Source organism: Asticcacaulis solisilvae, assembly GCF_017875235.1.
Classification (GTDB): Bacteria; Pseudomonadota; Alphaproteobacteria; order Caulobacterales; family Caulobacteraceae; genus Asticcacaulis; species Asticcacaulis solisilvae_A.
Genome location: NZ_JAGGMI010000019.1, coordinates 1 through 14,292 on the forward strand (window position 1 = coordinate 1; position 14,292 = coordinate 14,292).

At 56.3% G+C, this 14,292-nt stretch carries 9 protein-coding genes and 1 pseudogene; 8 read left to right on the forward strand and 2 right to left on the reverse strand.

The window, feature by feature from the left end:
- Positions 1–468: 468 nt before the first annotated feature.
- The 8 genes and pseudogenes from J2X24_RS20785 to J2X24_RS20820 all read left to right on the forward strand — a co-directional run.
- Positions 469–4,965, forward strand: a complete 4,497-nt coding sequence (locus J2X24_RS20785; RefSeq protein WP_209725729.1) for a LysM peptidoglycan-binding domain-containing protein — start codon at positions 469–471, stop codon at positions 4,963–4,965.
- A complete protein-coding gene (locus J2X24_RS20790) occupies positions 4,952–5,365 on the forward strand; it encodes a hypothetical protein (protein ID WP_209725732.1) in 414 nt (137 codons plus the stop codon). The genes J2X24_RS20785 and J2X24_RS20790 overlap by 14 nt, the downstream gene beginning before the upstream one ends.
- Before the next feature lie 126 nt (positions 5,366–5,491).
- Positions 5,492–5,686, forward strand: coding sequence for a hypothetical protein (locus tag J2X24_RS20795; RefSeq protein ID WP_209725734.1), 195 nt, complete (start codon positions 5,492–5,494; stop codon positions 5,684–5,686).
- 98 nt (positions 5,687–5,784) lie between these two features.
- The gene (locus tag J2X24_RS20800; RefSeq protein WP_209725736.1) at positions 5,785–6,600 is read left to right on the forward strand and encodes a hypothetical protein; all 816 of its coding nucleotides are present in this window, start codon (positions 5,785–5,787) and stop codon (positions 6,598–6,600) included.
- Entirely contained in the window at positions 6,600–7,349 is a 750-nt protein-coding gene (locus J2X24_RS20805; RefSeq protein ID WP_209725738.1) for a tetratricopeptide repeat protein, read from the forward strand. Before J2X24_RS20800 ends, J2X24_RS20805 begins: the two co-directional genes overlap by 1 nt.
- Before the next feature lie 83 nt (positions 7,350–7,432).
- A complete protein-coding gene (locus tag J2X24_RS20810) occupies positions 7,433–10,519 on the forward strand; it encodes a putative adhesin (protein WP_209725740.1) in 3,087 nt (1,028 codons plus the stop codon).
- Between the two features lies 1 nt (position 10,520).
- Positions 10,521–10,967, forward strand: coding sequence for a DUF7919 family protein (locus J2X24_RS20815; RefSeq protein WP_209725742.1), 447 nt, complete (start codon positions 10,521–10,523; stop codon positions 10,965–10,967).
- 73 nt (positions 10,968–11,040) lie between these two features.
- Positions 11,041–11,283: pseudogene (locus J2X24_RS20820) on the forward strand (Ca2+-dependent phosphoinositide-specific phospholipase C); the annotation flags it as partial.
- Positions 11,284–11,368: 85 nt separating this feature from the next.
- Here J2X24_RS20820 and J2X24_RS20825 read toward each other — a convergent pair.
- Together J2X24_RS20825 and J2X24_RS20830 are read right to left on the reverse strand one after the other, a co-directional pair.
- Complete coding sequence (locus tag J2X24_RS20825) at positions 11,369–12,163, reverse strand: GntR family transcriptional regulator (RefSeq protein WP_245345004.1); 795 nt, start codon at positions 12,161–12,163, stop codon at positions 11,369–11,371.
- Between the two features lie 279 nt (positions 12,164–12,442).
- Complete coding sequence (locus J2X24_RS20830) at positions 12,443–13,909, reverse strand: tryptophan halogenase family protein (RefSeq protein WP_245345005.1); 1,467 nt, start codon at positions 13,907–13,909, stop codon at positions 12,443–12,445.
- Positions 13,910–14,292 lie beyond the last annotated feature (383 nt).

The window sequence follows — 14,292 nt, forward strand, 5'->3', positions numbered from 1 at the left end:
TATAACAAACGCAACGAACTGATCGACGTCAGACGGCCCGTCAGCGTCAATCTCGACGGCACCGTCGCCAGCGGCGGCAATGTCGTCGTCGATACTACGGACTACATCCAGTTCGACACCAGCTATGGGGCGGGAACGCAGGCAAATACGACCACAGGTGTGGTTACCGTAAAAATCAGTTCCCCCAATCTGACAAATTATAGTGGTGCGGGCCCTCTTTATTTAAGAGTTTCCATAGACGGAGTCGCCCAGCCATTATTTGGTCCGTTTTCGGCTGGCGCGACGCAATTTGCATCCTACTCGTTTACTGTGGCGAATGCGCCCCCACCCGGACAAGGTGGCGGCGGTAGCGGTCAGAAAACATACTCGATAAAGGCGGAGGTCATTCAGAACTCTGTCGCCCTGGCCGAGCATTTGTACCCGATACAAGCTCCGGGCGGACAGCCTGTACTTGCAAACGTCAAACCCGTGGGCAAGGCGCTGAAGTTCGCCGTTCCCAATGCGACGACGTTAACGGCCTATGTGCGTCCGGCCGGCTCTTCCGGTGGCTATACAGCCGTGACAGCGTCACAGACCTACGATCTGTTTGGTGTGCCGGTCGTCGGCGGCTTCTCCGTCGATTTGACGAGGCCACCTTTCAATGCCGCCGCTAACACCAGCTGGGAAGTCAAATATCAGGCGATAGATTCAAACGGCGCAGTTGTCGACGCCAAGACGGGAACGGTTGCTTTTGACGGCAACAAGACTCCGACAGTGACAAGCTTCGTGGCGATGACCGATAATCCGGTCGTAATTGTCCATAGCGACAGCTTCCAGGCTTTCAACGCTTTCGGCGAGGTCGTCAGCCAGACCGATGCGCGTGGCAATACAACAACCTTCACCTACAATGCGTTTGGCAACCTGATCAAGCGGACGGGCGCACAGGTCACGTCCGTCTCTGAAAATGACGTCGCCAGCCAGATAAACCCGGTTGATGAATATTACTACGACAAGTCCGGACGCCAGATCGGGCATAGGGATGCCAACGGCAACCTGATGACGCAGGTGCTGCTGGCGGGAACGGGCTATGGCGGCACGGCCGGGCTTGTAACGACGCAGTACAATCCCGATGGCGGCAGCGTCATCACGACCTACGACATTTTTGGCAACGCGCTGACCGTGACGGACGCCATCGGTGCGGTGACAGCCAACACCTACGACAAGAACAACCGGCTGATCGAAAGCAAACACGCGGCGCGGACGGATGGCTCGCGGCTCATCGATACCTATGTCTATGACGGATTTGGCCAGCGTATCCGGCACACCAACAATGTCCTGGGCGGCGCCGAGACAACCGATTACGATTTTCTGGGCCGTGTCACCAAATCGGTCACCTTCGGCGGCCAGACGACAAATTACAATTTCACCTGGAACGCGAGGACCGCGACAGGCAAGGTGGTCGCCGGCCAGAGCGGTATCGGTTCGTGGACGCAGACGACGACCAATCTCGCCGGCAAGACGGCGACGACCACGACCGACTATTTCGGCAAGGTCGTCACCAGCAAGGATTTCGGCGACCACAACTATACCTACACCTACGACAAGGCTGGCCAGCTGACGCAGCAGACCAGTTCGGCGGGGCAGTCCCTGACCTATACCTACACGTCCAGCGGCCAGTTGGGCAGCGTGACGGACACAGCCACCGGCATCAAGTCGGTGTTCGGCTATGACCGCAACGGCAACCGGATCATCGAAGGCTATTCGCGCACGGGTGCAGTCGGGACGTATCAAAATTCCTATATTATCTACGACGCGCTTAACCGCGTCACGGAGATCCGTGATGCCAATGCCAACGTCAAGTTTGCTTACGACGCCAACGGCAACCGCCGCCGGGTCCTGACGACCTATATCGACCTCGACCGGCTGGGGGCGATCACCTACCAGCCCGGCAACAGCGCGAGCAATCCGACCAAAGTCCAGGACTACTGGTACAAATACGACAGCATGGACCGCTTCACCCTGGTTAAGGGTACGATATCGGGCGGGACGATCGTTAAGGGCGGGACGGGCATAGACATCACCTATAACGCCCGCGGTGACCGGATGAGCGCGACGCATGGCTCTGACGGCCACGTCGAGACCTACAACTATACCGCTGATGGCTATCTGACGACGGTCCTGACCGGCGGTGTGCTGGGCGCCGCGCGCACGACGGACCTGCTGGGGCGGCTGACCTCCTATACCGAGTACAAGTCGAACGGTTCGTCGGTCCTGTCGACGCGGTCGATAAGCTATGACGCCGACAACCGGATCGCGTCCGAAACGACCCTGACCTACAACGACAGCGGCACCACCTTCACCAATGAGATCACCAACAGTTATCTGTCGGGCGGTGTCGATCAGGGCGTCCTGATGAGTTCGGTCAACAGGCAGTACCAGAACGGGTCGTTGACCACGACAATTAACACCACCAACAGCTATGTCTGGTGGAACCAGGCAAAGTCGGCGACGTCTTCCGTATCGGGCCCGACCTCGGGCAATGCGACCTATAGCTATGATGCCAACGGCAATCTGAGCCAGGTCACCGATGCCGGTGTCAACCGCGTCGTGACCTATCAGACGGACAGCTTCGGCCAGGTCCTGTCGCGCAAGCAAACGGACAACGGTGTTAAGGGCATCTGGCGCAACTTCTTCTACCTGGAAGGCAATGTCGTCGGCGATGTCGGCAGCGACGGAGTGGCCAACCAACTGGACTATTCGCAGCAACTGACGACCAACCGCACCAACGCGAATAACTCCACAACGTCGCCCTATGTGGGCCCGTCGGGAGGTAATTTCCAGGTTTACCAGGCGCTGAATGCAACGACGGTGTCGCAGTCGGGCTCGGGCTACACGGTCATGGCCGGCGATACGCTGCAATCGGTGGCGCAGAATGTCTGGGGCGACGCTTCGCTGTGGTTCATGCTGGCCGAGGCCAATGGCTTGAGCGCCGGCAGTCAGCTGGTGGCGGGCCAAAGCCTGATCATCCCGGGCAAGATCGCCAACATGCACAATGCTTCGGGTGTGTTCAAACCGTATAACGCGACGGAAGCCCTGGGGAATACGACGCCGACCCGGCCGCCGGAGCCCCAGCCGCCTGCGCCCAAGCGGGGCGGCGGCTGTGGCGTTATCGGCGATATCATCGCGACGATCATTTCGATCGTGGTCCAGGCGGTCGTGACACCGATCGCCGGACCGCAGGCCGGGGCTGCGGCGGGCAATGTCGCCAAGCAGGCTGTCCGGATCGCGGTCGGCAACCAGAAGAAGTTCAACTGGGCAGAAGTGGCCGCCGCCGCCATTGGCGGTCATATCGAAGGCCAGCTCGGCTGGATCAAGAATGCCAAGGGGGCGAAGGACTTCGTCGAAACGACCAGCGCCCTGCACTCCGCCGCGCGGGCCGTGGGCAGCAGTCTGATCCATCAGGGCGCCAATATGGCGTTCGGGGTGCAGAAGAAGTTCGATTGGGTGGGACTTGCGGTCGCCGGTGTGGCGGGCGGCGTCAGCTATAGCTTCAGCGGCACGGCGTCGAAATGGGCAGGAGAGGGTAACAAGTGGGGTGCCGCCGCGATAACAGGCACCGCTTCCTTGCTGGCAGGGGCCGCGACCCGCACGCTTCTGACCCATGACAGCTTCGGCAAGAGCCTTAAAGCAGCCCTGCCCGATGCGCTTGGAACCACCATCGGAAATATGGTCAGTGATGCTGTTGTCAGTGCGATGGAGACCGGCAAGGCGACGAGATCGCTGGAACGTGCGGGACTTCCGGCGGATGCGAATGAAAACAAGACTTCTATTGAATATGTAAAAAATCTAAGGCGACAAGGAGCGTCAGAAGACCAAATTCAGCAGATACTCAGAAACGAGCACACGACATTGGGTTTATCGCTGTCTGATAAGGCTACAGTCGGTATATCTTTCGAGGAGGCGACAAGACGCGGGATAAGGGTAGTGAACCATAACGCCCATTACCTAAACCAGTCTCCCGAGGCGAGTTTAGTCGACCCCGAACGGGACAGCTTACGTTTTAAGCCATGGGACAATGAGGTCGTTGACGAAACAAGTACAGGTTCGACTGCTCACAATGGCGACATTGTTGTTACGGGGAAATACAAGGTCGGACCGAACGGGTCCGAAATTATTCAGAATAGTTTCGCTGGCGGGGGGCACCTGCTGGCCGGAGCGACTCAGCTTGCTTTGGAAAACCCTGACTTGGCAAATTTTGCATATGAGGCAGCCAAGATAACCTTAACCGGGGGACCAGTAAAAGGCATCGCATTTGAGATTGCCCAAAAGGCAGGCGGGGCTACCTTTGATAGGCTTTCGGGGCAAGCCATTGAGTATGTACAAAATTCAACCGACCAATTTGTTACTCAGCTTGCTACGGACAAAGGCTGGGAAATCGGATTTGATATAGGTAACCGTCCCGTCTCAATCGGCCCGCAAGCATTTGGCGATGTATCAGGGAATGTCTCAGGTGTTGTCGCCAATACAGTATTGGGCGGTGGTCTTGCCGTTGTTTTGGTGAAAGGCAAATCAGTACTGTCCATTCTTGATCCGGGGAGTTCGGCTGCACGAATGAACCCGCGGGATATTCGATTTACACAGGACACTGTCAGCCCTAATTTCAGCGACGGCGGAACTATTAACGATGCCGTTGCGCAACTACGTAACGGCGCAGTGTCGGCAGATGATTTTCCCGCAATCCGCCTAGTGGAACATGACGGTAAATTATGGTCCTTAGACAACCGACGCTTGGTAGCCTTCAATGCTGCTCAGCTTGACAATATTCCGGTTAAGACGTTGGATATGTCAGACCCATCGGTAAGAGCAGAATTTCTGAAGAAATTTCGCCCGGTCAATGATGGCAAAAACATTGTTGTTGTTAAAGCCGGAGATCGTTCAGCTGCGCGTACGGTTCTTCGTGAGAATGGGGTATATGGTGAAAATTAAAGATGCCGAATTTCGAGAAAAGCATTTGGAACTCGGAGACGTGTGGGTATGGTCATCGGATTTTCACGAAAGCGAGGACTCGCTGGTGCCGATACCTCTTACCGAAGAGGCGTTAGCAAATGCTGACTCATTATTAATTCGTTCGCGGTTTCTCACGGCTTTAGGTAATCAATTGCAAGGATTTATTGTCTATACTATGGGAACCGAAGATGTCTTTGCTATAGAGGTCTTGAAGGGCGATCAGAGGTTTACATTTAACAAATTTGCTTCTGTTTATTCGCGGGCTGAACTGGAGCGTCTCGCGTCTTTTTTGGAGGAAAATGTTGAACATTTGTTGCCGATCAAGTACAACATAGTTCCGAAAGAGCTTAATATATCGCCAGGGCTTTTCTCATTTTGAGAAATCGATATAGAGGCCCGGGGAGTAGTAGGCAGAATAGGGGACAGGAGTGACATTCCCCACTTACATTCCCATCACCACCGCGGCGCGCTGGGGGCGGCACGCACGATCGACCTATTGAGCCGGGTGAGCGCCTACACCGAATACCAATTAGACGGCACGACGGTTCTGTCGACGCGGTCGATGACCTATGACGGCGACAATCGCGTGACAGCGCAGACCGACATCACCTATGTCACGGTCACCTATACCAGCCAGATCACCAACGACTACAGGCTGCCCAGCGGTTCGACCTATACGGGGCGGACCAGGGGGCTCTGACGCACACGCGCAAGGTCCAGAGCCAGAGCGGGTCTTCGACGACGACGACGATCGACACCGACTACAGCTTTGTCTGGTGGGGCCAGGCCAAGACGTCGGTGATCACCGTCAAGACCAACTCGGCCGAACGGCTGCCGGGCAAGTCGACCAACACCTACGACGTCAACGGCAATATCGACGCCAATTACGACGCAAGCAAATTAGGCGTGAACATTGCGCCTGGGCTTCCAAACGCCGGAACAATCGTCAAGCCGATGAGAGGTCTGGTTGCCGACGGCCTCAACTATGCCGGCGATACCTTCACGGGTAAGGCCAACCCCATAGCGGACAGCGGAAGGCTTGCCGGCAACTACATTGACGGCTGGAAGGCCACGGCGGCTCAAGGTCCGGAGGCTTTTGCCAAAAGGCTCGGTAACGTCAGCGGCAGTGCCGCTTTCGAGGTGGGATCGATGGCTCTTCCCGCCACCAAGTTAAGTAAGCTGAGCACCCTCTCGAAGATGGGAGGCACCGCCGAACGCCTCGTCGCCAGGGAGGTTGTGGTGGCAGAGACGACAGGTCCTCGCTTGATCGGGTCATATACCCCATCCGCAAACCTTAAATTTGGCACGACACTCTTCGGTGATGAGGCGCACGCACCCGCTAGTCGGATGTTGACGGACGAGCTAACATCTCGCGGTGTGCCTTTAGGATCGATTATCGATCGAACCGGGCCGGGATTAAGAGGCGTGGACATGTCGATTGACCCGATCTACGCCAAAAAACTCGGTTTCGAACATATAGAAATTAAGCCTAATTCCGAATCTGGATTGAGTACTATGAATAGGCAGATCAGAAAATGGGATTACGATCCCAGATCAGTTCGCCCGGTTACCTACGATGCGAATGGCAATATCAGGGATGGATTTAATTTCTAATGGAAGCACTTGATTACTTCATGGAAGGCCGTTTCAGCGAAGCGATTGATGCTTTTCGCTGTAAACTAACGAATGAACCTGACGATATTGCGTGGGTTGACGGTTTGGCAAAGTCTTATTGTGAGGTGGGCGACTTTGTGGCAGCGCTTCCTTTTCTGGAGCATGTTCATAATTATCAGAAGGCGAAAAATCCGGACAGCCCCGGACAGCAACTCCAACTTAGTTGTGCTTACTGGTGTCTTGATGATCGTGCTCGTGCGATAGCACTCACACGAGAGCTGTGCGCCAGTATTCTTGATCGATCAATCAATATGGCTCCCGATCAGGCCGGCGGAGCTACCTTCGGACTCATTTTGCATTATATGAGCGCAACAACAGGTGACGTAGACAATTACGAATATGCGCTCGATTATCTACGTAAACTTAACATCAAATATGACAAACGACCGACGCAATTTCGCTATCCCGTCCTTACTGTAAAGCAGGTATTAGGAGAGGTGAGCTTTGAGGATGTTCTGGAGGGAGTTACCAACGAGCGGACGCTGGCCGCCGCTCTTCGGGCCACAGTAACAAGTCGTCTAGTGAAGAGCGAACTCGGTATTGCGCTTTTCCACGACGGCACACTGCAACGCATAACAGACAACGAAATCGGCTGCCGGAAGCGTATGAGCCAAGTGTTTGAATTGGGCTATCAGACAGAGTCCATACGATGGTATCTTGCGCGTAATGAGATAGCCAAGTTTAAATAAGGGCTTCTCTGTTGCCGCAGAGAGCTCGGTAACCAAAACGGGAATAGGAGGACGGACGGAATAGGGGAAACCGTGGCGACCGGATGAGCGCGACCCACGGTTCCGACGGCCATGTCGAAACCTATGCCTACACGGCCGATGGCTATCTCAAGACGGTTCTGACTGGCGGAGTGCTGGGGGCAGCGCGCGTGACCGACGTGCTGGGCCGCCTGACCTCCTATACCGAGTACAAGGCAAACGGCGCAACGGTCCTGTCGACGCGGTCGGCGACCTACGACGCCGACAGCCGGGTCACTTTCGAAACGACCCAGACCTACAACGACAATGGTACCAACTATACCAATGAGATAACCAACAACTACCTGTCCGGCGGGGTCGAACAGGGCGTCGTGATGAGTTCGGTTAATAAGCAGTACCAGAACGGGTCGCTGGTCAAGACGATCAATAGCAGTAACAGCTATGTCTGGTGGAACCAGGCAAAATCGTCGACCTCTTCTGTCTCGGGTCCAACTTCGGGCACAGCGACCTATAGCTACGACGCCAACGGCAATCTTAGCCAGGTCAACGACGCCGGCGTCAGCCGTGTTGTGACCTATCAGACCGACAGCTTCGGCCAGGTCCTGTCGCGCAAGGAAACCAACAGCGGCAATAAGGGCGCGTACCGCAACTTCTTCTATCTGGAAGGCCACGTCGTCGGCGACGTCGGCAATGATCTGCTGGCCAGCCAAACGGACTATGCGCAACAACTGGCAACCAACCGCAATAACGCAACCTATCCCAGCACGTCAGCCTATACGGCGACGCCGGTAACCGGGGTCGGCGGTACATTCCATAACTACCAGGCGCTGAACACGACATCGGTCGCGCAATCGGGCAGCACCTACACTGTGATGGCTGGCGATACGCTGCAATCGGTGGCGCAGAATGTCTGGGGCGATGCTTCGCTGTGGTTCATGCTCGCTGAAGCCAATGGCCTGAGCGGCAACAGCATGCTTGCGGCAGGGCAGAGCCTGACAATCCCGGGCAAGATCGCCAACATGCATAACGCGTCTGGCTTGTTCAAGCCGTACAATGCGTCCGACGCCATGGGCAATACCACGCCCACCCGGCCGCCCGAGCCCCAGCCGCCTGCGCCCAAGCGGGGCGGCGGCTGTGGCGTTATCGGCGATATCATCGCGACGATCATCTCAATCGTGGTCCAGGCGGTCGTGACACCGATCGCCGGACCGCAGGCAGGTGCTGCCGCAGGCAACATCGTCAAGCAGGGCTTCCGCATTGCGGTCGGCAACCAGAAGAAGTTCAACTGGGCGGAAGTGGCCGCCGCCGCCATAGGCGCGCACTTCGAGGCCGAACTTGGCTGGATCAAGAACGCCAAGGGCTATGATTTCAAGGAGTTGACAGGGTCGTTACACTCCGCGGCGCGTAGCGTGGGCAGCAGCATAATTCGTCAGGGCGCCAATATGGCGTTCGGCGTGCAGAAGAGCTTCGACTGGACAAGCCTTGCCGTGGCCGGTGTGGCGGGCGGGGTCACCTATGGCTTCAGCGGGATAGCGTCGGACTTGGCCAGGGGTAACAAGCTAGGTACGGCCGCGTTGACGGGCACGGCCTCGTTGCTGGCCGGCGCGGCGACCCGCAGCATCCTGACCGGCGACAGCTTCGGCAAGAGCGTAAGGGACGCCCTGCCGGACGCCATTGGAAGCACCATCGGCGGCATGATCAGTGATGCGGTTTTGAGTTCGGCGAAGAAAGCTGGTCATTCTGACTATGACTCTCTCTTTGACAGGCTTGCGAGGGAACAAGGCTATGCCGGCTCAACCCACGCAAGTTATTCCTCAGACGTAATCAGCGGAGGGGCTGGAGATAATTGGCTTATGGGGGGCACAGGACGCCGGGGGTTCTGGAGCCACCTTTGGAGCGGGGCCAAGAATGTCGTGGGCGCCATAGGTAATTTCCTTGGCATCACTGACGGCAAACCAGGGTGGCAACCCACGACTACGAACACTGCGTCGAACTTCAGTGTTTCGAGACCAGGCGGTGGCTCAGGTGCGGAAACTGATGTTGTCACCATCACCGGCCAGAAGCGGTCTTGGTGGGACAAGACCAGGTCGTGGATATCGACGACGTACAGCAACATCAAGTCGAGCGCGGCGGATATGCTCAGAAATGCCGCGTACCGTGCTCCGGAAACGCAATTTTTCCATTGGAGCGCACAGCAGCTTGACCGTGGCGGCCATAAGGGGCTAGCGACGCTTAGCCGCAGCATCGGAACCTACAATGCCGAGTTCAAGATCGGTGCGGTTCAAGCGCTTGGGGGGGCGGTCGAAGGCATTGGCAGCTTGGCCTATAACGGCAATCCGATCGCCTGGGCCAATTACGGCGCAAGCAAATTGGGCGTGAACATTGCGCCTGGGCTTCCAAACGCCGGAACAATCGTCGAGCCGATGAGAGGTCTGGTTGCCGACGGCCTCAACTATGCCGGGGATACCATCACAGGTAAAGCCAATCCCATAGCGGACGGCGGAAGGCTTGCCGACAACTACATTGACGGCTGGAAGGCCACGGCGGCACAGGGCCCGGAGGCCTTTGCCAAAAGGCTCGGCAATGTCAGCGGCAGTGCCGCTTTCGAGGTGGGATCGATGGCTCTTCCCGCCACCAAGTTAAGTAAGCTGAGCACCCTCTCGAAGGTGGGAGGCACCACGGAACGCCTCATCGCCAGGGAGGTTGTTGTTGCGGAAAGGGCGTTAGGAGGATCGGAAGGGTTACCATATGCTAGGACAGTGCTGGACGGAGGCTCGGGGCGTGCTATAGCCGGACATGGTGAATACAGACTCGGTTCCGGAGATTTCGTTGTCCCTGAAGGTACTGCCATCACCTTGCCAAGAGAGGGTATAAGCATCCTAGATGAGACTGGTCAGTTCATGGAGCGAGGTGATTGGGAAGGTTTAGCCGCCGCCGCGCAGCGGAATCCCCGTATTGCCAACGACATTGAAGGCATGACAACATATTTGCCGGGCAGTACAATTCCAGATTACACTTTGCGAGCGCCCAACGGACTTACTATTTATAGGAATTCAACGACAGTTGGGGGGAGTACACCTCTGTCGACGATACTTGAACCAAATTTGGGTTGCGTAAGCTGGGCAGCATGCACTGTGGTCAAGAGGTATTAACATGTTTTTTCCAGAACTAGCCGCATATAATTATTATTCAACGCGTCCTTTTCCAAGCGTGAAAGCCGTCGGCTGGCTTGATAACAACCATCCATTTGCCATCGGCGTAGTCCCGATCAACACTTTTGAAAAATTGCGATCAGCAATGGTTGGGAATGAAAAGGTGAATATTCACGTTAATCCCATTCGGGGCATTCATCCTTGCAACCTTTGCGAGGCCGATGATTTTGACAATTCTGAGCTCCGCATTGGTTCAACGGAAATTTGGATTCCTGACGGTCATGGAGGTTTTTACGCGTCTCCTTCGATGATAATTCATTACATAACGGAGCATCAATATCTTCCTCCGTCTGAATTCTTAAACGCGGTACAAGAATTTGATTTGCATTGTGAGTTCAATGCTCAGGCAGAGTACGAAAAGATAGCGACTAAACTTATGTCTTCGTAGAGTTATTGCCGCAGAGAGCACTCTTTATTCGCGGACGGGGCAGGGTGGGACTACCCGGAGCCCGTTTTCTACGATGACGCTGCGCCCCGAAGCGGCGGTGTTCAACATCCAGGATTCGCGGGCGGAAGACGCGCGTATCCGCCGGTTGGTCCAATCAGGCTTTCTTGTGCGCACGCGCGCCGATGCCGACACGCGCGAGGCGCGGGCGCATGATCTGGGCCGTCTTGAAGCCGCCATCGCCTCAGGCGCGCAAATCATCAGCAGCGACTATTATCTCGGCGCCGCAGATCCACTGGGCCTGAAATTCGTCGTCAGGCTGAAGGCGGGGTTTCGCCAAGCCAATCCTTGCTCGAGTGACGCGTCGCTTATGAATATGCCTTGTGAGTATCTGATGCCCGGCTTTAAGCGGCGTCATTCAACTCTGCGACTACGTCGTAGGCGTCGCTTCGATACCACGATTTTGAGTATTCGCAGCAACGGCCATTGGCCGAAGAACTCCGGCGTTCGATCATCAGGCCAGCATCCCCCGTTCTGACTCGCAATTTTTCGGCCTGTTCGGGTGTGAACAGCACGGCGCGCAACCTCTGCAAAGCCCTGACCGGCCGGTTTCCAACCTGTTCAAGCGCCCGGTAAAGTGACCCCTCTATCACTTCGAGAGAGGGCAGGCAGTTGGCAGGGACAATCGTGTATTCAAGCGCAATGACCTTGCCGTCCGCGAAGCGAAGCCTTGACAGGCGATAGACATGGGACCCCGGCGAAAGGCCCAGAATGAGCAACTCGTCCGTCGACGCGACGGAACGGGTTTTTTCCAGCCACTCCGACTTGGGCTTTCGGCCGCGCGATATCATGTCTTCCGTAAATGACGTGAGTTTCGAAAAGTTTTTCTCCGCGCGGTTGGCCACGAATGTCCCGGAGCCTCGCCGGCGCAGAAGCAGACCTTCTTCTACCAGGCCTTCCATCGCCCTGCGGATGGTCATCCGTGACAGGTTCAGCAGTTTCGCCAGGTCTCTTTCCGGCGGAAGCGTCGCATTGGGCTCAAGCAGCTTTTTGCGAATTGCCTGTCGAAACGCCGTCTTGAGCATCAGGTAGGCTGGCCGTTTGCTGCCGGTATCCAGCGGCCCAAGCGCCTCCATAAGCGAGATTTTTTGGGGAATTGGGTTAGACTCTGAAGGATCCGTTAGCGCGGTATCAGGCATTTCGAGCCTCCGTCATATGGACGCTGACAACGAACAAAAGCCGGGCATTATCCGGCAATGAGCAATCGCTGAACGCAACTCAAGCGGCCGGGCCACAGCTTCCTCCGGTGCTTTTCTGTTTCGGGCATACGGAACGGGCCGGAAGAACCTTTGCCGCCCAGCGCTTCAGTTTCTCGAGGATGAAAGCAAACTGGAAAAACGTCAATTCCATTTTGCAAAATTATAGAATTATCGTTCCTCTCCCGTGCGGCTCAGCGCCTTCGATAACGGGAGGCGCGATCACGCCTGGTCCTCCCCGGACAACTCCATACCGATCTGACGGAGGAACTGGGAATGTAAAGGCAAGCGTCCGGCATGGCTTGCAATGGTTTCTCGCATCGTCGCCAGGGTTTCCGTCAGCGTTCGCGACTCGACGAGTTTGGCGAGCGGATCATAGCGTTTTGGGATCAGGCCCTGACCGAGCATGACCGAGAGCCAGCTTGGAAGCTGGAAGAGGTCACCGCGTGACATGACCACACGCCCGTTTTCAACAAACTGATCGATCTTGTATTGGAGAGAGGCGGGGATGGACATGTTGCGGCAGTAGTTCCAGAACTCGGAATCCGTCCGCTCGGTCACCTTGTAATGCAGGATCAGGAAGTCCCGGATTGTTTCGAAATCCAGCCCGACCGCGGTGTTGTATTGTTTTGCCAGCAGCGGATTGAAATCCGCGTCGGGAAACAGGTCCATGAGCTTGATCAGACTTGAATGAATAAGGTGGATAGACGTCGATTCCAGCGGCTCCATGAACCCGCCGGAAAGGCCGATCGCCACGACGTTCTTGTTCCAGAATGCTTTCGATCTGCCTGTGCGAAACCTGATCAGTCGGGGATCCATCAGCGCCTTGCTGTCGAGATGCGACATCAGGATATCGCAGGCCTTCGTTTCTTCGATAAAGTCATGCGAGAAGACAATTCCGTTCCCGATGCGGTGTTGCAGCGGAATGCGCCACTGCCAGCCCGCGCCGTGGGCCGTGGAGCGGGTATAGGGCAGCAAGGGGCCGGCATTCGCGCTCGGGACCGCCCACGCGCGGCTGGCCGGCAGCCAGGCGCTCCAGTCTTCGAAGCCTGTCTGCAGGGTCTTTTCCATAAGCAGGGCCTGCATGCCCGTGCAGTCCATAAACAGATCGCCCTCGAGCGTCAGACCGTTCTCCGTCGTCACGGAGGAAATGAAGCCGTCCTCCGGACGTTGTGCGACATGAATGATTCGGCCCTCGTGGCGTGTGACGCCCCGCGCTTCCGCGTAGCGGCGCAGAAAGGCCGCGTACAGGCCGGCGTCGAAATGAAACGCATAGCCGATCGTTGAATGAACGCCGCGGTCACCGGCGGGAGGTGGCGCGAAACGTGCCTGCCTTCCGGCCACCGAGGCCAGGGAATAGGCTTCAAATGGCGTAGGGTCGCCCGCCATGCGGGCCCGAATGTAGCTGTGGTGAAACGCCGCCCGCCCAACGCCGGCGCCGACCGTTCCAAACGGATGCATGTAGCTTTCGCCAAGGCGCTTCCAGTCGCGGAACTCGATCCCGAGCTTGAACGTGGCGCGCGTCTCACGGAGGAAGTCCGCATCGTTGATCTCAAGCAGCCGGTTAAAGTCCAGGATCGGCGGAATCGTGGCTTCTCCGACTCCGATCGTGCCGATCGCCTCTGATTCGATAAGATGAATCTTGCCGAGTTTGTTCTGCGTAAGTTTCGCGAGCAATGCAGCGGTCATCCAGCCCGCTGTTCCGCCACCTACGATGACTATGTTTCCAAGAGGCGCGAAATTTTCCATCAGACCAATGCCAGACGCTGCAAGAGCCCGCAGCGTTCAGCGCGCTCAAAAACCGTTCAATTACTGAATGATACGGCCAGAATTCCCGAATTTGCCCTGGGGGCGCAAGGGGAGGTGCGGGTGGTTTTGCGTCGATGTCGCAAATATGTCTCAATATGTGAAATTGGTCTAACTTCGCGACAGGAATGAAGTGGGCGTCGCTAATAAAATGTTTTTAAAGAATAAAATTTCAGCAGCCGGTTTTATGCCACCGGAGGCTTGTATGACAACCGTAAAAATTGGTCTTGTTGTTGGTCTAAAATAATAAAACAAATTAATTAATT

What these genes read in the sequence shown, in the direction of transcription:
- J2X24_RS20810 (WP_209725740.1), top strand. Translation starts at nt 7,433, where the DNA reads ATGAGCGCGACCCACGGTTCCGACGGCCATGTCGAAACCTATGCCTAC.
- J2X24_RS20825 (WP_245345004.1), bottom strand. Translation starts at nt 12,163, where the DNA reads ATGCCTGATACCGCGCTAACGGATCCTTCAGAGTCTAACCCAATTCCC.
- J2X24_RS20830 (WP_245345005.1), bottom strand. Translation starts at nt 13,909, where the DNA reads ATGACCGCTGCATTGCTCGCGAAACTTACGCAGAACAAACTCGGCAAG.
- J2X24_RS20815 (WP_209725742.1), top strand. Translation starts at nt 10,521, where the DNA reads ATGTTTTTTCCAGAACTAGCCGCATATAATTATTATTCAACGCGTCCT.
- J2X24_RS20805 (WP_209725738.1), top strand. Translation starts at nt 6,600, where the DNA reads ATGGAAGCACTTGATTACTTCATGGAAGGCCGTTTCAGCGAAGCGATT.
- J2X24_RS20790 (WP_209725732.1), top strand. Translation starts at nt 4,952, where the DNA reads ATGGTGAAAATTAAAGATGCCGAATTTCGAGAAAAGCATTTGGAACTC.